Source organism: Nostoc sp. (genome assembly GCF_036917655.1).
GTDB lineage: Bacteria > Cyanobacteriota > Cyanobacteriia > Cyanobacteriales > Nostocaceae > Nostoc.
The window spans coordinates 301,161-319,721 of sequence record NZ_JBALCY010000074.1 but is presented as its reverse complement, the minus strand read 5'-3'; the positions used below and the strand labels follow the sequence as shown (position 1 = coordinate 319,721).

Below are 18,561 nucleotides of genomic sequence, written 5' to 3'. Positions count from 1 at the left end.
TCAATACCAACTACAGCCTACAAATCTTTCTGGGGAATCTCTTCGTAAAACTCGATCGTCAATTGCATAGTTTCCACAGCTAAATCACGTAAGTCTCGATTTAGAAATATAACACCTTGAGAACCAAACCAACGGTCAAAAATCGCAACATATTTGGGATTTTTATTAACAAACCCTTGCATAAACTTGACAAGGGAATAATTCACTGAGCCGAGGAATTTAGAGTTATTCTCAGGAACCATACAAGCAATTCCTTCTCGTGAATAAGGACGAGGAGGTACGATGGCAAAACTATCTTGATTTTTTGCTGTTTGTAACCATCCCTCTAAAATAATGCTATCGGATGCAAAAGCATCAATTTTACCCTGTTCTAAAGCAGCAAATCCTTCTGCTCTAGTCTTAAAATATACAAGTTTAGCTTGGGGTTGTATCTGCTTGATGGCTTGTTCGTTGGTAGTTCCAGCTAGCACAGCCACACGCTTGTTAATCAGAGATTCCGGCGAACCTAAATTGCTGTCCTTCTTAATTAAGATTTGAGTACCTGTTACACCATAGCTGATTGAAAAATCAACCTTTTTATCTCGCTCCCAAGTAAAACTACTAGCATCACAGACAATATCAACTTGTCGGTTAATTATCTTGGGAATCCTTTCTGCTGGGGTAACTCCAACTAATTCAAGTTTAATTTTTTTGCCTAATTCTTTCTCTAACTGCTTCTGGATCAAAGTCAGCATATCCACAGAATAACCAATCAATTTTCCTTGACTGTCAGAGTATGCAAAAGGTAAAGCATCTCTACTTGTACCAGCCGTTAATACTCCTGTCCGTGCTACTTTTTGCATCACAGTCTCTGCCCCTGCAACACCAGGCATGAATGCTGGTAATATCAAACCGAATATTACAGGCGCAAGATTTCTATATATCTTCGACTTAGTAAAAGCAGGTAAACACGAGAGATTTACTTTAGTATTAACAAACATATTCAAATCTTTGGGCATCCACAAATATCAAAGTAAAAAAATTATCTCTGTCAATTGTCAAATAAGCAGTTCTAGAAATGATTCTTCACATTTTACCCTATTGCAATCTGCGAAACGAGAAGAGTGACAGCGCCTTGGCGCAACAGCGTTTCAATCCCTAATAGGGATTTTGATGGATTGCAATCTTAAATACGATGCCTGAGTTCTTCGCGTGTCCTTTCTTGTTTCAATCCCTAATAGGGATTTTGATGGATTGCAATTTGAATCTCAGCACCAGGGCAATTGGCTTGTACCTGTTTCAATCCCTAATAGGGATTTTGATGGATTGCAATAAAGAAGTCTTAATCCGGCTCATGCCAAGAAGATTAGTTTCAATCCCTAATAGGGATTTTGATGGATTGCAATCTTACAACACACCAGGTTTGTATCAATCATTGAGTGTTTCAATCCCTAATAGGGATTTTGATGGATTGCAATTCTAAAAAAGTCACTGAAATCGAAAAAAGAGCAAGTTTCAATCCCTAATAGGGATTTTGATGGATTGCAATGGTGAAGGTATCCGTAGCTTTGATTTAGTTGCTGATGTTTCAATCCCTAATAGGGATTTTGATGGATTGCAATGATAATGTTAAAGTTTGCCGTTTTACTATTAGAGTTTCAATCCCTAATAGGGATTTTGATGGATTGCAATTAAGACCCCTCGAATGGTTGAAGCCACTGAGAAAGAAGCGTTTCAATCCCTAATAGGGATTTTGATGGATTGCAATTTAAAGACATTAAACGTCAGTTTCCGTTGTTTGTTTCAATCCCTAATAGGGATTTTGATGGATTGCAATTTGCTTTTGCTATCAACCCAGAATCTGCTCCTGATGTTTCAATCCCTAATAGGGATTTTGATGGATTGCAATAAGACCACTTGATTTGAGCGCCTCTTATGATATTATGTTTCAATCCCTAATAGGGATTTTGATGGATTGCAATCCCCTTCCATGTAAAGAGGTTGACGCTCTCTTGCGAGTTTCAATCCCTAATAGGGATTTTGATGGATTGCAATTTTCTGGTTCTCGGCAGGTGCGATCGCTGCGTCTGTTTCAATCCCTAATAGGGATTTTGATGGATTGCAATTTGTAGTTCTGCCTGTACTACATTTTGTCTTTCTGCGTTTCAATCCCTAATAGGGATTTTGATGGATTGCAATCTATGAGTCTAGTAAACTTGGTAACGACTTTATGAACGTTTCAATCCCTAATAGGGATTTTGATGGATTGCAATCGCAGTCTAAAGCTTTTTTCTGATAATCGGCTATAAGAGTTTCAATCCCTAATAGGGATTTTGATGGATTGCAATCTATAAGCAACAAACAAAACCGGAGTCAAGAAAATGCCTTTGTTTCAATCCCTAATAGGGATTTTGATGGATTGCAATTTGTTGATTACCCTGTGATAAATTACCTTGTGTGTTTCAATCCCTAATAGGGATTTTGATGGATTGCAATTATAGCCAATGCTGTAATTGGGCTGTCACGTCTAGTTTCAATCCCTAATAGGGATTTTGATGGATTGCAATCCGTTAGTTCCAGGTTCACCATTGGTTCCAGGTTGTTTCAATCCCTAATAGGGATTTTGATGGATTGCAATACTTCAATCACTGGCTTACCATTAGCATCAATCAAGTTTCAATCCCTAATAGGGATTTTGATGGATTGCAATTCATTGGTGCGGGGAATTTCAAAGCTCTCATTACTATGAACATCAATCAAGTTTCAATCCCTAATAGGGATTTTGATGGATTGCAATCTTGCGTCATTACTTTTATTCAAGGCTTTATCTAGTGGGTTTCAATCCCTAATAGGGATTTTGATGGATTGCAATTTCATTTTCTTGCCGCGTCGCTGGGTGCGAATGCTGGTTTCAATCCCTAATAGGGATTTTGATGGATTGCAATTCCCATTTTCGTAGCCGCGCAAATACTCTTCGTTTGGTTTCAATCCCTAATAGGGATTTTGATGGATTGCAATGCAATAATTGGATGCGGCTCTGTCAAAAATCTGATTTAGTTTCAATCCCTAATAGGGATTTTGATGGATTGCAATGCAAAGCAATGCTATATTATTTGCATATGCAAATGTTTCAATCCCTAATAGGGATTTTGATGGATTGCAATCGAGGTACACCCACCCACCTATAAATCCATATCTAGTTTCAATCCCTAATAGGGATTTTGATGGATTGCAATCCATCTATAGTTAAACGATTCTCAGTAATATTTTTGTTTCAATCCCTAATAGGGATTTTGATGGATTGCAATCCTAATCACAGCAATGGCTTAGCGTCGTCCGTGAGTTTCAATCCCTAATAGGGATTTTGATGGATTGCAATAGCTGGGGTCTGAAAGCCCTGTTGTATTTGGTTTTCAAGGTGCAGTTGCGCGAATGAGTGAATCATAACACAGGGAATAGTCATAGCACAAGATGCAAATCGCTGAAAGCCAGTCCCTATAAGGTGCGCGGATGTTTTAAAAGTACTATTGCCCTGAAAACCTTGTATAGATTGAGCAGCAGCCATTTTTTGCCCCTTCTGATTTTGTACACCTACCCATCCGCGCATTTGGCAAGGAAATTAGTCTAATTACCGATCGCTACCTCTATTAAAATAAGCGATCGCCTAATACTTGCACACCTTAATTTACCAAATCAGGGAATACCTCTTGCACAGCAGGATGCACTAAGCGATGGTTCTGCACGTTCACACCCTTAGCTAATGCTGGGTTAACTTCCAGTGCCAAAATTCCCAAATTCGCCAACTGGACAACATAAGGTAATGTACTGTTGTTGAGCGCCTGAGTTGCTGTCCAAGGTACTGCTCCTGGCATATTGGGAACACCATAATGCACCACACCCTCTTCAAGGTATACCGGATTTGTATGGGATGTGGCATGTAAAGTTTCTATGCAACCGCCTTGGTCAACGGCTACATCAACTATTACAGAACCAGGACGCATTTGTTTGACCAATTCGCGGGATACTAGTATTGGTGCCCTCCGTCCCAGTACTAAAACTGCACCGATGAGCAAATCGGCTTCAATGACTGCGGCTTCAATATGAGCAGAGTTGCTGTAAAGCAATTCGACTCTAGAACCAAATAGGGTTTCTAAGTAAGATAAGCGCTCGACACTCACATCTAAAATTTGTACGTTAGCACCCACGCCCACCGCAATTTTAGCCGCTTCTGTACCGACAACGCCGCCACCTAAAATTACTACTTTACCTGGTTTGACTCCAGGCACACCGCCCAAAAGCACACCTCTACCACCTTGCTGACGTTCTAGGAATCTCGCCCCAAATTGTACTGCTAGCCGACCGGCAATCACACTCATGGGGGTGAGCAAGGGGAGTTTGTTAGCACCAGGTTGTTCTACAGTTTCGTAGGCGATCGCAGTTGTGCCACAATCAATTAAATGCTCTGTCAATTTGCGATCGGCTGCTAAATGTAAATAAGTAAATAATATCTGCCCTTTCTGCAAAAATTTATACTCAGATGTCAGCGGCTCTTTGACTTTAACAACCAATTCCCGATTCCAAGCTGTTTCTGATGTAGGGACAATCTCGGCTCCAGCCCTTCTGTAGTCGTCATCTGAGAATCCAGCACCATTACCTGCTTGCGTCTCGACAAAGATGCTATGACCATTTTCCCCCAGCACCCGCACACTAGAAGGACTTAACCCTACCCGAAACTCTTGATCCTTATTTTCCTTGGGAACGCCGATTTCCATATACCGCCTCTGATATTTTTTTGTTTAACTCTAGTCTGCCAATCTCAAGCTTGCTACGTCCATATAAGGGATAGCTGTATTAGAGATAGCTAATCTCTGTTCTAAGTTTCTCAATTTAATCTGAGTAGCCCCAAACTCTTACCCTTGACTAATGCCCCAGTATTTATACAATATATAAAGAATAGTAACAATTTATTAAAAGAGCGATTGTATAGCTCCCTACTAGGAAGCTTTTGCTGAATTTCTCAAGTCATCTTGGCATTCAAGCACTGCAATCAGTTCATAAGCTACCAAATGTAGGGTAAAGGTTAAGGGGAAAAGAACCAGTCAATACCTTTAATTCTTTACCGCCTACCCAGACTTCGCCGACAACTGCCGCGAAGTCTCATATCAAGTCCCGTTTGCCGAAAAAAAGGGTTCTTAAAAATGACACAAACACAACCGACAATGACACCTAGACTAGAGGAGCCTAAGTTTGGCTTTAACGAATATGCTGAACGCTTGAATGGTCGAGCGGCAATGATTGGCTTCGCCTTGACCCTGGTAATTGAATATACAAGCAATCAAGGGGTACTATCATGGCTGGGTCTGAAGTAGTGCCACCAACAAGCATAAGGTGGAAGTTGTAAGCTAGTAGTTAAAAGAGTTTCAACCAGCTGGAACAACCAGTTGGTTTTGACTTTAACAATTGATAGCAAAGTACTTCACCCTAGATACTTTAATTAGACTTATTCGTAAATTCGTGCCCTAGAATGTAAGCAAGAGAGGAATCCAAATACCTATTATTGATTGAAATATCATAGACTTGCAACTAATATATACAAGGCGATTAATGAGTACACTTCCTCCCCTACTAAAGAAAATCATAATTAGTGTCTGCCTTGGATGAGAAAGGCAAATTACGGGTGAGGTATTCTTGGTAAATATACACGAAAGCTGAACTGGAACCAACCAAGCTGTGATGAATGCTGTATTACCTCGTTTTTTGAAGTCAACCTACCGAAAAGAGCCACTAATCAGTATATTGATTACGATGGGCGTTATGGATGCCCTGATTGGCGGATTGAATGATAGCTGGTCGTTGTTCGCTTTTGGTTTGGGAACGACAGGGATAGCGCTAGCCTTTAAGTTGTGGCGTTTCCAGCAGCGCCGTCCTCTACCAGAGGAGCCTGTAGTGCAACATTATTTGCCCTCTCGTTCTTCTAGTGCGCCTTTACCAATGTTAAGCGTTTCTAAGAAAAAACCACCTCTTTAGGAAGTGCTGAGTTATGAGTGCTGAGTTATGAGTTGATAATTCATAACTCTAAGTGGTTTGTTTGTATATAAAAAGTGAGGAAAAAGTGTGAGTAGTCAGGGAAGAGGTGGGGGTAATTTTCTGCGACCATATATTATCCTGGCATTTATGGCAGCTGTTGCCCTTCCAGTGACTATCTGGGAAGGGTTTTATATTCATGAAGCTCATGCTGCCATTGAAGTAACGCCAAACTCCCAAACTACCAACAGCTTTGCTAATGCCCAACTACTTTACACACTCAGAGGACATAACGGAACTGTTAAATCCCTCGCTTTCAGTCCAGATAGCAAAATTCTTGTGAGTGGAGGTGCAGAAAACGAGGGTATAATTCTGCTGTGGAATCCAGCAAACGGCAAAAAGTTGGCGAATATTACCAAAGCACACAGAGCAGCCGTAGAGTCTTTAGTGATTTCGCCAGATGGGCAAACCCTCGCTAGCTGTAGTGATGACAATACGATTAACCTCTGGAGCCTGAAAAATTTAAAATTTAGTCGGTCATTTGTCGGACATACCAGTAACGTATTATCTTTAGCGGTGTCTCCTGATAGTAAAGTTCTCATCAGTGGAGCTTTGGATGGGATTCGTCTATGGGATTTGGTACAGCAGCGCCCTCTAGGGACTTTAGTACAATTTGATAATTCGATTTATACCCTAGCCATTAGTCCTGATGGACAGACCTTGGCTAGTGGTGATAATAAAGGTGTAATCAAGCTGTGGAATTTGAGTACTGGTAAATTAATCAGTGAATTTGTCGCTCATTCTAATGTTGTTAGCGCAGTCATCTTTACACCAGATGGAGAAACATTAATTAGTGCTAGCCGCGATCGCACAGTAAAACTGTGGAATATTAATACTGGAGAATTAGTCCGCACCCTTACAGGACATAATAACTGGGTAAATGCGATCGCTATTAACCCCGATGGACAAACCCTTGCTAGTGCCGGCAGAGATGGGATTAAATTGTGGAATTTAACTACAGGGGAGTTAATAAATACCCTAAGTGGACATACAGATTGGGTAAGCGCGATCGCTTTTAGTCCAAATGGTAAAATTCTTGCCAGTGGTGGATTTGATCAACAAGTCAAGATTTGGGGAACTCCACAAAAACGTAATTAACAGCGAACACCAGAACTGCGACTTATTAAATAAGTTGGGGTTGTGATTGAGGTGTAGACAAGGTGATAAATATAAGAATATTGAGCAAGCAGTCTTGGAAAAACTGCGCCAGCTACCTATACATAAGCAGCAAGAGTTATTGAATTTTGCAGAATCTTTGTATCAAAAAATACTCCTCAAACTCCCTTACGTAGCGTCAGAGGGTTATGTGCTGATTTAGCAATGGATATTACCGAAGCTCGTCAATAAATGTGGGGGAATTTTCCTAGAGATTTTTTGGAAATTTGCGAAGGGATTGCAAGCATTTACCGTGTTTGGTGACATACTCCTACACTGTAATGCTTGCAGTCAGTGTAGGCTTCTCACTGACTCCCGGTATCCCGTCGGACATTGACTGAGCTTTGTTTAGACTGCACGAGACGCCCCTTTGCACAGTTGAACGAGTATAAAGATTGTTCAGTTTCCTTAGTAATGTCAGAGTTTTACCTACCCACAGAAAGCGACACAGAAGTGCCTGATTACTAGGTAGAACCCCATACTCTGAGTTTTCAAGGTACGGCGCACAGGAAGCGGTTTGCTATTAATTCGGTTTAACCTGTAGGTTTTAAGTATATCATAAGTTACGGTGAATTGTCGTAACCATGTCAAGAAATAACAGAGTTGAAACAAGGCTTAACGATAGAGAGTTGGGGCTTTTAAAGGAATTTGCACAAAGCTTGGATATACCGATGTCTGAAGCGTTGAGAACTCTAGTTCAAAGTTTGGCGATTCGTCGCCCACCCCATCACTTATCTGATTAAAATCAAATATTGCTCAGGGGTGGGACTCCGACGCTCTTGCTAGCTTGCTTCCGCGTAGGGGTACGCGGACTCGCTACCGCTTTGCTATCATCGCCCAAAAATTCATCTCATCGCTCCCGCTTCTGCTTCTGAGACGCTTCTTTTTGTTCTAGCTAAACTTTGGTCTTGCCTTTTTAGAGTTGTTATAGTAAAAAATCAACCAAAGCTCAGATCACATTTTGCCAGAACTAGCCAAAATCAATGATGATAGCAACCAAGAGCGATCCCCAAATGTTGAATAACTGTGAATACTTAATAAAAATACAGCCGAGCTAATATCTTATCCAGCAAATTACTGTAAGTATAAACATAGGTCATTTCAAATCATCTATGCAGCTACTTGCCCTCTAGAATCGGAACAATTTCTGAACTGAGACAATCTTACAAATAGTCATCATCAGTAAATGCACTCAGGTAAAAATCACTATCTCGGCTGAAGCAAAGGTTTGCAGCGCTTGAGCGCTATTTGAAAGCTGGATAACTTGCTACTTAAATGATGTTTAATTTTCCCGAACTGCTTTTGATCCCCATTTCGATAGAATGAATGACTAGGCAGAACCCTAAAACTCAAAACCGCTTTTGACTGCGACGCCCATGAATCAACTGAACAATGGTTTTACGCTATTTCTAAGTCTGCTAGTCGAGGCGATGCCTTTTTTGCTTCTTGGGGTTTTATTCTCCAGTTTGCTGCTATTTTTTGTTGATGAGCGCAAATTAGTAGAAAGAATGCCCAAAAATCCGCTGCTGGGTGCTTTAGTTGGCAGCATGATCGGCTTTTTATTTCCGGTGTGTGAGTGTGGGAATATACCGGTAGCGCGGCGGTTCCTAATTCAGGGAGTACCCACACCAGTCGCAATTGGTTTTTTGCTAGCAGCACCAACAATTAACCCAGTTGTAATTTGGTCAACTTGGACAGCATTTCGAGATCAGCCAGAAATAGTGGTCTTACGAGTCGTATTTTCGTTAGCAATTGCCACAATTATCGGGTATGTTTTCAGTTTTCAAAAGGACTTAAATCCCATAGTCCAACCTGCGATCGCTCGGTATATGAAGTTCAATCCGCCCGCGCCGCCTGAAACCAAACGCCGTGGTAAGCGTTACCAAGTACAACAGGAAGCAACAGTACCGAATATTTTGCAATCTGGGACTTATATCTTAGGAGGAAAAGCAGGTATACCTTTGCGGATAGATGCTAATTTGGTACCGCCTACCTTAACCGCTAGTTCCAATAAACCCCTTGCAGATAAACTGCGCCTAGTTGTGGATAATAGCATCCAAGAATTCCGGGAATTGGGCGGAATCATGGTTGTAGGAAGTGCGATCGCTGCTGCTATTCAAGTCCTAGCTCCCCGTGAATTAATTCTCAGTTTGGGTGCTGGGCCTATTACCTCAATTGTGGTCATGCTGATATTAGCAGTCGTGGTGTCAATTTGTTCTACAGTCGATTCTTTCTTTGCTCTATCTTTTGCCTCAACCTTTAGCAGTGGTTCATTGTTGGCATTTCTAGTGTTTGGGCCAATGATTGACATCAAAGGCATTGGTTTGATGTTATCCATTTTTAAACCCAAAACGGTTTTTTACTTATTTGCTTTAGCAGCACAATTAACATTTCTGTTCACCCTTTTCCTTAACTTGCACGTTCTTTAAAAGATTAGTCATTTGTCATTTGTGAATGACCAATGCTCCATGCCCCATGCCTAATGAATAACAAAAATCCCAAATCTAAAATCCTAAATCTGTTACTCCCTTGGCTGGATGCTATAGCAATTACAGCTTGGGGCGTTTTGATGTTGAGATATTGGCTAACTAACAAGCTGAACCTGTTGATTCACCCAAATTACATTTGGTTCGTTGTCGTAACTGGTATCAGCTTGATCATTATTGGTTTCTTCAAGATGCAGGAACTTTGGCTGCGGCGTCGCCGTGATGTGACGCCAAACACCCAGCATATTAGTTTATTTCCCCCTGGTTGGGGCAGTACTTTGTTGTTGACTACAGCGATTCTAGGTTTTATCATTACACCGCAAGTTTTTGCTAGTGACAAAGCACTGCAAAGGGGTGTGACGACTGATTTATTGGGAAGCACACGTGTCAAACCCCAAGCCTTTCGGGCTACTGTTCGTCCAGAAGAGCGATCGCTTGTAGACTGGGTACGCACCGTCAATGTCTATCCAGAACCAGATACATATACAGGACAAAAAGTCAAGGTGCAGGGATTTGTCATCCACCCGCCCGATCTAGGAAAAGGATATTTGTTCTTAGCCCGATTTGTCTTAACTTGCTGTGCAGCAGATGCTTATCCTGTGGGATTACCTGTCAAACTACAAGATAATCAAGAAGCTTATTCCCCTGATACCTGGCTGGAAGTAGAAGGACAAATGGTGACAGAAAATTTGGCAGGTAAACGCCAACTTACCATTGCCGCTACCTCTCTCAAAAAGATTCCTCAACCGGAGAATCCTTATAGTTATTAGTTATTTGTCATTTGTCATTTGTCCTTTGTAGATGACTAACAACCAATAGCCCAATGCTCAATGCCCCATGCCCCATGCCCAATGCCCCATGCCCAATGCCCCATGCCCAATGCCCAATGCCCCATGCCCAATGCCCCATGCCCAATGCCCAATGCCCAATAAGCAATGATTAAATCTAAAGCATTTATCCAACCACTGGATCGGATAGCGATCCCACTGATGCTACTGCTGAGTGTGCTGATTGGGTTAATCATATTGCAAGGTGATGTGGTGACTGCTCGTGTGCGGGACTTTACCTGGCAAAATCAACAGATTGGGGCTGAAGATAACTCCTTCACCCTCACCTTCAGCCGCCCAATGGAAATAAAAAGCGTAGAGGATAACTTGAAAATCGAGCCACCCCTAGCAGGTAAATTCAGTTGGGCTGGGCGGCGGATGGTTTATACACTGGTGACACCAGCACCCTATGGCACGAATTATAAAGTGCAGTTACAGGGAGCCAAAGATAAGTTTGCCCAGGAAGAAGGCAAAAATCGGGTGATCCAGCCCTTTGTTGGGAGTTTCCGCACACGCGATCGCGTTATTCTTTACATAGGAACCGATCAAGAAGAACAGGGTCGATTAGTTCTATACAACTTAACCCAAGAGCAAAAAAGAGTACTTACCCCCAAAGACTTGATAGCAATTGACTTTGAGTCATTTCCAGATGGGGAGAAAATTTTATTTTCGGCTCGCGCCACCAAGAACGAAGACTTACTTTCAGCTCAACTGTACACAGTCACAACAGGCGTTTCTAGTAAATCTGGACAACAAGCAGAACCAGGAGGCAAAGTTGACCTAGTTTTAGATAGTAAAGATTATCAAAACCTGAAATTTGACTTATCACCTGATGGGCAAACTATTGTCATCCAGCGGGGAAACAAAACTAATCCCGGCGACTTTGGACTGTGGTTTATGCCAGCAACTAGCGACGGTTCAGGAGAAAAACCCACCCCTAAACGCCTGAAAAGCCAACCGGGGGGAGACTTTATGATTACGCCAGATAGTAAAGCCGTAGCAGTTGCCCAAGGACAGGGAGCAGCAATTTTACCACTGCAAGGTGATGCCAGTAAACCCCTAGATTTTCTGCCGCAGTTTGGTTTGGTACAGGCTTTCTCCAAAGATGGCTCTCAAGCAGCGATGGTAAAGTTTAATACAGATTACACGCGAGATTTGTTTTTAGTGACAAATCAAGGTGTCCAGAAACAGCTGTTAAAAACTACAGGCTCAATTCTCAGCTGCCAATTTGACATCGCCTCACCCACCCTCTACTGCTTGCTGACACAGCTAATATCCAAGGAGCAATATATAGAACAGCCTTATCTGGTGGCAATTGATCTGAAAACTGGGCAACAGAAACCACTGCTAGTACTGCCTCCCGCTCAACGGAATGTGCAAATGAGTTTATCTTCTGACGGTTTGGGCTTGTTATTTGATCAAGTAGTACCGCAGACAAACCCAACAGCATCATCACCCACAAACACTTTGAAAACTGATGATGGAGATACAATCGCTACCAGTAGTCTATGGTTAATGCCTCTGTTACCCATTGCTGATGCTGCGACTGTTGAAATTAAACCAGAACAACTCCCCTTAGCCGGATTTCATCCCCGATGGCTACCTTGAGAGAATAATTCGTAAGTCCATTTCGGAAGGTCAGTTAAGGTATCGCCACCAAAAATCGAGCTGAACCTAATGGAGTTCAGTTCCATCCTTACGGAGCAGATAGCGATCGCTAATCAACTTTAAGACTACTCTACCTATTTCTGGATGAGTTTTCTCAATGACTGGTTGCACAACAACGCCTTCCATGATGCAATTGGGACTGACTACACTATTGGCATTATTGAACTGAGACACCGCTTCCCAAGTGTAAGCACCGATATAAAGCACAGGTACTCTCGGCAAAGCAAATTCATCGCAAAAAGCCACAAAATCACTGTAATTGAGAAAATGACTGCCGCGACGCACAGCAAATATAGCAATTCCAATCTTGCCATTATTCAAGCCATATTTGATATCTTGTACGCCGTAGATTTCCCCAAAAATCTGAGTTCCTGGCGGAAGTTTCTGGAAAGCTTCGTTTTCGTTGTAAGCACGAATATAAACTAATGTTTTGTTTACTTCGCTGTTTTTCCAGAAGTAATTATGGCTGCCAATTTTAGTTGTGCCATCAGCATCAACTAAAACAGTGAAGTTAGTTCCGTGCAACTTCTCTGTTACAACAACTTCTTCACCTTCAATTAGGATGTTTTTGTAACGTTTCAGGTTTTCTGGACTGGGGAATTTGTAATGTCCAATAAAATTTTCTACTTCCCCACTCATCCCTTGAGGAATTGGATATTCGTACTTTGTCACACCAAAATATTCCGTGTAGTCGTCTCCGACATTTCCCATAAAGTTATTACCAACGGGAATAAGCAAACCCTCAGAAAAAACCCCGCGAAGTTTGGCAGCACGCAGTTTTTTCGAGTAGTAGTTACGAATACCAAACTCATCCAAAAAATTTTCTGGAATAACACTATCAATAGGAAAGTAAAAAGCTAAATCCCCAGGGTGAAAGCTACCTTTGACTATAATTACTTGATATCCCATACCTTCAATAGAGGCAATATCTAGCCGATCAGCATTGGGATGAGGATTAATGCTGTTGATTTTGACAACTTCAACTTTAAAAATACTCATAGATCACCTCTTTTGAAAAAAATAGATTTTAGAAAAACTCTAAATTTAGTACACAGTATGGGCACACAGCTAGCATTGGTGTCAACTTAACGTAAAAACCAGTCTAGACGAAGCTTTGATAGATTCCCTCGTTACCAGTCGAAGACTGGGAATGCCTATAGGGGGGCTGCCACCTCAAGACTAGCGGCAGAGCCGCAATTGAAGAGCATTTCCAGCCAGAGGCTGGAAACGAGGTTTTAAAGGGGTTTGCGCTTAAGTTGACACCAATGGGCAAGGCTAAAATGGTGTAATAGCTAAAGACTCATAGTCGCGCTTTAGCTTCAAAAACCATAAATCTAATGCACAAATTTAGTCTTTTCACGGTAGTAGGGTGCGTTAGCCTTTGGCGGGGTGGGGTTTTCTGGGTTTAAGTAAGTAATCAAGCAGATATAGCAATCCGATTTGATTTCTGAAATTATTTGCGTAGGGTGGGAATGGGGAGTAGGGAGTGGGGAGTAGGGAAGAAGCCTCTTTGAGTTGTACTGAGTTTTTTCAAAAATCAAATATGAGTTCTATATGATATTACGAATTACGAAATAGTAACTATTTGTTGATAATTTATCCAAGCTTCCCAAAAAATATAAATTGATAGTATTCCTAAGAAAATACGAAGCACTAAACTTACAGTATAATCTGGTAGTTTGGGCAATGTGCGAGTACTCATCTGAACGCCTAAAAGACCGCCACATCCCAAAACTATACCTTGAACAAACAAAATATTTCCCTCTAATGTGTGTCCTGTGCAGGCAGCTAAACCAGTGATGACAATCACACCCAAACTAGTCTGAATTGCTACTTTAATTTCTTCTCCCAGTAGCAACATTTGCAGTGGCACCATAATCGTACCGCCACCTAAACCAAATAAACCTGCCAAAATTCCTGCTGCTCCCCCAGTACCAATTTTAGAAATAAATGGGTTAAATACTGGTGCTGTATTCTCTATTTCCTTAAAGGCCAGTTGCTTGCGAAGCTCAATCAAATAGATATTAGCGAGTAGGATGATGCCAAATGTAAAAAGTATTATATAGGATGGAATTTTATTGGCGAAATATACACCTATTCCAGTAGTTAAGAAAGCTGGAATTCCTAAATAAATTACTCGTTTAAAGTCAAGATAGCCCATCCACCAATTCTGCAAGCTTCCAGAAATTGAAGTAATCACAATAGCAAGGCTACTAGTAGCGATCGCCTGAACGGGAGTATAACCTAGTGTGACTAAAAGAGGAATTGTGATAATACCGCCACCGATTCCTAAAAGTCCCGCTATGACTCCAGATATTAGACCCCCAGTCACTAAAATCAACCAACTAAAATCAATCATAAATATAGCAATCCGTGCAGGGGTTGTGAAAAATAGTTTTTTAATCGAACCACAGAGACGCAGAGAACACGGAGAGATCAGAAATAGAGATTTTCATAATTGATTTAGAACTGCTATAGGTCTTTTTCTAGAGAACTGATTTGGTGTGATTAACCTTGTACTGTCACTGGATGGCTAACAACACCTCCGTAAAGCAATCCAGAATCATTCCACGGAACTTTAGTTGGTTGTGTATTACCTAAATTGTCAGTAGCACGAACTTGGAGAAAATATTCCCCAGGAAGTGGGTTCCATTCAATGTCCCACCGTGTCCATGCAAATGGAAAATTTGGTTCTCTCAGTCGTGCAAATTGCCAAGTTTTGCCACCATCCAGGCTGACTTCCACACGGACAATCTTTCCTTTCCCAGACCAAGAACGTCCACGTAGTAAGCGGGTTCCAGCCGAAAGTGTAGCTGGCCAAGCTAACTCAAAAGCGCTCTTAACATTTTGATAGGTAATCAGCTTACCTTTATACGGTGCGATCGCTGGGTAGTCTGCACCAACCAGCACCATTTGCTCCGTCACCCACTGGGTATATATCGGTGTTTCAGAAACCTCAATCCGCTCAATCCATTTAACATTGGCGTTTCCTCCCCAACCAGGGAATAAGGCACGGCATGGCTGGCCATGATCTGGAGGTAATGGTTCTCCGTTCATTGCATAGACGAGGAGCGAGTTATCTGCTAATGCCTTAGCGATCGGAACTACACTACTGAACTTGGATTTATTCGTCCCCTTTGAGTCCAGCGAATCCACATCTGCACCCTCAACGAGTACGTCTTTTGCTGTGGATTTCAGTCCTGCTCGCTCTAATAATATGCTAAGTGGTACACCAGTCCACTCAGCTACACCAATAGCCCCAAGCCTCCACCGTGTTCCGGGGAGTGGTGTGTTGTAAGCCTCTTCAAAGAAGCGCCGACCATTAGCAGCACACTCAATAGCGCAAGTGACTGAGATGGACGGCATAGCGATGATTTCATCGTAAGTGAACTCGCAGGGGGCAGAAACGCCAGTTCCATGAATTTGCAAACGCCATGTAGATGCATCAAACGGTGGAGGTGTACTGCGGTTATGAACATAGAACCAATCGTTTGGTACTAAATAACCACGCCCATACATCGTTTCCCAGTTCATCTCTAATGTGCCTTTGCTATGAGAGATATATCCTGGTGGCAATGGCTTAAGTATTTTACTGCCCTTGGTTTTAACAGCTGCCTGACTGTGAGCAGGCGCAGGTTTAGCTAAACCTCCGATCGCTGTTCCGCCTACCATAGTGGCTAGTATTTGCAGAAAGCGCTGGCGCGAAATACCTGCATCTGTACTTTTTTGCCAGATGCACTGATCAACCCGTGCCTGTACATAATCCTCCTGGTCAAAGAGGTTTTCATCGCTCAAGCTATTACCCCCTTATAATTCATAAGTCGTAATTAAGATACAGGATCAAGGAGCAAGGGAGCAGAGGGAGATCAGGAAGATGAATTAATAACCAATGCCCCATGCCCCATGCCCCATGCCCTGAAAAGACTAGCTATTTATCGCTGTCCAAACACCAGTTGTCTGATCTTGTGTGTAGTTGGGCAAATAGTGGTCAAATCCGTTTTTAGCTATTTGAGCGATTGCACTTATAAAGCGATCGCAATCTTCCAATGTATTATACACAGCAAAGCTGGCTCGGATAATACTAGGAATGTTGCGCGTAATTCCTCTATCTACTTCTTTGGCAATCTCGCAGTCTTGCTCGTCGGAAATATTCTTGAGTTTGCGAATGTATTCGTAGGTGCAGAAAGCCCCAGCCCGAACCCCAATGCCGTATTCTTGTGCCAGAATTTCTGCCACTAAGCGTCCATCAAACCCATCAATATCAAAGGGAATAACATGGGCTAAATTATCTCCTGGAATATGTAATTTGACACCCGGAATCAGCCCCAGGCGTGTATATGTGAATTCAACTAGAGAGTGTTCATACTGAGCAATGCGATCGCGTCCAAGGGCTTCGATAATTTCAATCGCCTTGGCAATGGCGATCGCACCCATTGCATTTGGTGTTCCAGGATCATGGGCGCGTTCTGTATAAAAACGCTTGATCTCTAGATTTCTGGTGATATAAGGCAGGTTTCCACCCCCGATTTGATAAGGGTAGGAGCTATCAAAAAATTCCTTCGGCCCCAGCAAAACCCCAGTTCCATAAGGGGCATACATTTTGTGTCCAGAGAAAGCCACAAAATCTAAATGACATGGATCATCATCTGCACCCATCTCGACTCGTTCATGCTGAATTAACTGACACACGTCAGCAAACATCTTGGCACCGTACCGATGTGCTAAAGCTGCAATTTCGTAAATTGGAGGTTTGTAACCTGTAATTGTCGAGGCGCCTGTAATAGTTACTAACTTAATTTGCTCGGCTTTAGGGCGATTTTGGTGTGCCTTAAATATCTCTTCAATTTCTGCGATACTAACACTTCCATCCGGCTGGGTTCTGTACTGCACAACTTCGTCTTTAGTAACCCAAGGCAGCAGGTTTGATGAATGTTCGATATCAGAAACTAAGATTTTCCCAGGTTTTTTTGCCCAAAGTGTCGCGGCTCCATTAATTGCTTCTGTTGTATTCTTTGCAAAGATTACATAGTTTTCTGAAGATGACCCCACAAAGTCCCGAATAATGTTCCTACTAGCATCATATTCTCGTGTAGTGATGATGGACTTTTGTCCAGAGCCTCGATGCACACTACCATAGGTGTCAAGCATCTCGTCTACATGCTGCTTAAGGCTTGCAAAGGGAGTGGTTGTAGCTCCATTATCCAAGTTGACGTAGTTGACATACTTTCCGTTAAGAGTTTTCACCTTGAAAGATAAAGACTCATTTGTAAATAACGGTCTGATTTCTTTGTCCCAAAAACTGTCAAAATTTTCTACAACTAGCGGTAATTGGGCAGCTTCTTGCTTTATATTTGCACCCATTGCAAGTACGTCGGTCATCTTTAGCACCCCTATTTTAAACTTTGAATTTTTGGACAAGCCTAACTGCTAAACCACTTTTTCTAACGCAACAATCACATAACTCAGTAGTAATTATGGTCTTTATAATTACTTATTTTGCGACTAGAAAACTCGGTTATTCCAATTATTCTTTAATAAATCAATTAGAATATGTATCCGTATTAGTACTTGATTAAAATATTTTTATTGCCTATTAATATACAATGTAAACAATAGGCTTCAGTAGTCAAGTATACTTTAAACAATTTTATTGTAGTCATTAAACAAACTTGACGCATTGAAGGCAAGTTGATAAAAAAGCCTTTCACTAAGCAAGCCTGGGATTGCTTACTAGGACTGTATTTACCGATAAAAAAGCTCGTACTAAGTTGAGATTATTCTTTAAAAAAAATTTATTAACTTACTTAGATAGTTTGTTACTTCTTCACCAAGATTTTATATGTATTTATTCGTATTTCTCATAATTTACTAACATTCGCCTCCTGACAGAAGCTCTTAGTTGTTTGCTGACATTAAATAGCGATCGCCTAAAATAACAGAATTATCATCGAATAGTAGATACTTGTACTGACACCTATCCTAAGTAATAAATAAGTCAATATAAAAATGTATTAAAGGAGATATTTCTGATTTGTATCTTAAGACAGATGCGATTATAGACAATAAAGTATATAGTGAGGCAGTTTTTTCATGTAAAAAAACTTTTGTGGGACAGAGCCACTACTGTATTTGTCTCCCCTGCTCCCTACCCCGTTCCCCTTCCGCCTCTTCTTGACGGGGAAGAGCATCATAGTGTTATAACGGCATCAATCTAGATACAAAACGGGGAACACCAGTTGATGATTAATTGCTGGTGCTTGGAGAGAGTTAAACTTAGCTTCTAGAGCAAACCCTGATTAGACACAGTTGATAAGCAATGCTGATGCCAGCACTGCTGAATATTTTTAAGCAGATGGGTCAAG

General features: G+C 41.6%; 14 protein-coding genes and 1 CRISPR repeat array. Of the genes, 7 read left to right on the top strand and 7 right to left on the bottom strand.

Annotated features, from left to right (window positions below; all coding sequences use genetic code 11):
- Positions 1-17 precede the first annotated feature (17 nt).
- Together V7K30_RS28440 and ald are read right to left on the bottom strand one after the other, a co-directional pair.
- Entirely contained in the window at positions 18-980 is a 963-nt protein-coding gene (locus V7K30_RS28440) for an amino acid ABC transporter substrate-binding protein (protein WP_335005073.1), read from the bottom strand.
- 147 nt (positions 981-1,127) lie between these two features.
- Positions 1,128-3,358: direct repeats of the CRISPR family, unit length 37 nt; unit sequence GTTTCAATCCCTAATAGGGATTTTGATGGATTGCAAT.
- A 301-nt stretch (positions 3,359-3,659) separates the two neighbouring features.
- Positions 3,660-4,751, bottom strand: coding sequence for an alanine dehydrogenase (ald, locus tag V7K30_RS28435; protein ID WP_335005071.1), 1,092 nt, complete (start codon positions 4,749-4,751; stop codon positions 3,660-3,662).
- A gap of 426 nt (positions 4,752-5,177) precedes the next feature.
- On the opposite strand from ald, the gene V7K30_RS28430 reads away from it, so the two are divergent.
- The 6 genes from V7K30_RS28430 (at position 5,178) to V7K30_RS28405 (ending at position 10,474) form a co-directional block, all read left to right on the top strand.
- Positions 5,178-5,348, top strand: a complete 171-nt coding sequence (locus V7K30_RS28430) for a hypothetical protein (RefSeq protein ID WP_335005070.1) — start codon at positions 5,178-5,180, stop codon at positions 5,346-5,348.
- A gap of 364 nt (positions 5,349-5,712) precedes the next feature.
- Positions 5,713-6,006, top strand: a complete 294-nt coding sequence (locus V7K30_RS28425; protein WP_335005068.1) for a hypothetical protein — start codon at positions 5,713-5,715, stop codon at positions 6,004-6,006.
- 147 nt (positions 6,007-6,153) lie between these two features.
- Entirely contained in the window at positions 6,154-7,161 is a 1,008-nt protein-coding gene (locus V7K30_RS28420; protein WP_335005248.1) for a WD40 repeat domain-containing protein, read from the top strand.
- A gap of 641 nt (positions 7,162-7,802) precedes the next feature.
- Positions 7,803-7,961, top strand: a complete 159-nt coding sequence (locus V7K30_RS28415) for a hypothetical protein (RefSeq protein ID WP_335005066.1) — start codon at positions 7,803-7,805, stop codon at positions 7,959-7,961.
- Between the two features lie 633 nt (positions 7,962-8,594).
- The gene (locus V7K30_RS28410) at positions 8,595-9,647 is read left to right on the top strand and encodes a permease (RefSeq protein ID WP_335005064.1); all 1,053 of its coding nucleotides are present in this window, start codon (positions 8,595-8,597) and stop codon (positions 9,645-9,647) included.
- Between the two features lie 53 nt (positions 9,648-9,700).
- The gene (locus tag V7K30_RS28405) at positions 9,701-10,474 is read left to right on the top strand and encodes a TIGR03943 family putative permease subunit (RefSeq protein WP_335005062.1); all 774 of its coding nucleotides are present in this window, start codon (positions 9,701-9,703) and stop codon (positions 10,472-10,474) included.
- 35 nt (positions 10,475-10,509) lie between these two features.
- On the opposite strand, the gene V7K30_RS28400 is transcribed toward V7K30_RS28405, so the two are convergent.
- A complete protein-coding gene (locus tag V7K30_RS28400) occupies positions 10,510-10,728 on the bottom strand; it encodes a hypothetical protein (protein ID WP_335005257.1) in 219 nt (72 codons plus the stop codon).
- Here V7K30_RS28400 and V7K30_RS28395 point away from each other — a divergent pair.
- Positions 10,640-12,139: an Ig-like domain-containing protein gene (locus V7K30_RS28395; RefSeq protein WP_335005060.1), complete on the top strand. Its 1,500-nt coding sequence runs from the start codon at positions 10,640-10,642 to the stop codon at positions 12,137-12,139. The two genes, V7K30_RS28400 and V7K30_RS28395, sit on opposite strands and share 89 nt — an antisense overlap.
- 66 nt (positions 12,140-12,205) lie before the next feature.
- On the opposite strand, the gene V7K30_RS28390 is transcribed toward V7K30_RS28395, so the two are convergent.
- The 4 genes from V7K30_RS28390 to V7K30_RS28375 all read right to left on the bottom strand — a co-directional run bounded on the left by V7K30_RS28390 (position 12,206) and on the right by V7K30_RS28375 (position 17,578).
- A complete protein-coding gene (locus V7K30_RS28390) occupies positions 12,206-13,198 on the bottom strand; it encodes an RNA ligase (ATP) (RefSeq protein ID WP_335005059.1) in 993 nt (330 codons plus the stop codon).
- 568 nt (positions 13,199-13,766) lie between these two features.
- Positions 13,767-14,558, bottom strand: coding sequence for a sulfite exporter TauE/SafE family protein (locus V7K30_RS28385; protein ID WP_335005058.1), 792 nt, complete (start codon positions 14,556-14,558; stop codon positions 13,767-13,769).
- A gap of 149 nt (positions 14,559-14,707) precedes the next feature.
- Entirely contained in the window at positions 14,708-15,994 is a 1,287-nt protein-coding gene (locus V7K30_RS28380) for a sulfite oxidase (protein ID WP_335005057.1), read from the bottom strand.
- 129 nt (positions 15,995-16,123) lie between these two features.
- Positions 16,124-17,578 carry an aminotransferase class V-fold PLP-dependent enzyme gene (locus V7K30_RS28375; RefSeq protein WP_335005055.1) on the bottom strand — a complete coding sequence of 485 codons (1,455 nt, stop codon included), beginning with the start codon at positions 17,576-17,578 and terminating at the stop codon, positions 16,124-16,126.
- Positions 17,579-18,561 lie beyond the last annotated feature (983 nt).

Bases quoted from the DNA above. Each gene is read 5' to 3' on its own strand.
- V7K30_RS28440 (WP_335005073.1), bottom strand. From the start codon at position 980: ATGTTTGTTAATACTAAAGTAAATCTCTCGTGTTTACCTGCTTTTACT.
- ald (WP_335005071.1), bottom strand. From the start codon at position 4,751: ATGGAAATCGGCGTTCCCAAGGAAAATAAGGATCAAGAGTTTCGGGTA.
- V7K30_RS28430 (WP_335005070.1), top strand. From the start codon at position 5,178: ATGACACAAACACAACCGACAATGACACCTAGACTAGAGGAGCCTAAG.
- V7K30_RS28425 (WP_335005068.1), top strand. From the start codon at position 5,713: ATGAATGCTGTATTACCTCGTTTTTTGAAGTCAACCTACCGAAAAGAG.
- V7K30_RS28420 (WP_335005248.1), top strand. From the start codon at position 6,154: ATGGCAGCTGTTGCCCTTCCAGTGACTATCTGGGAAGGGTTTTATATT.
- V7K30_RS28415 (WP_335005066.1), top strand. From the start codon at position 7,803: ATGTCAAGAAATAACAGAGTTGAAACAAGGCTTAACGATAGAGAGTTG.
- V7K30_RS28410 (WP_335005064.1), top strand. From the start codon at position 8,595: ATGAATCAACTGAACAATGGTTTTACGCTATTTCTAAGTCTGCTAGTC.
- V7K30_RS28405 (WP_335005062.1), top strand. From the start codon at position 9,701: ATGAATAACAAAAATCCCAAATCTAAAATCCTAAATCTGTTACTCCCT.
- V7K30_RS28395 (WP_335005060.1), top strand. From the start codon at position 10,640: ATGATTAAATCTAAAGCATTTATCCAACCACTGGATCGGATAGCGATC.
- V7K30_RS28400 (WP_335005257.1), bottom strand. From the start codon at position 10,728: ATGATTAACCCAATCAGCACACTCAGCAGTAGCATCAGTGGGATCGCT.
- V7K30_RS28390 (WP_335005059.1), bottom strand. From the start codon at position 13,198: ATGAGTATTTTTAAAGTTGAAGTTGTCAAAATCAACAGCATTAATCCT.
- V7K30_RS28385 (WP_335005058.1), bottom strand. From the start codon at position 14,558: ATGATTGATTTTAGTTGGTTGATTTTAGTGACTGGGGGTCTAATATCT.
- V7K30_RS28375 (WP_335005055.1), bottom strand. From the start codon at position 17,578: ATGACCGACGTACTTGCAATGGGTGCAAATATAAAGCAAGAAGCTGCC.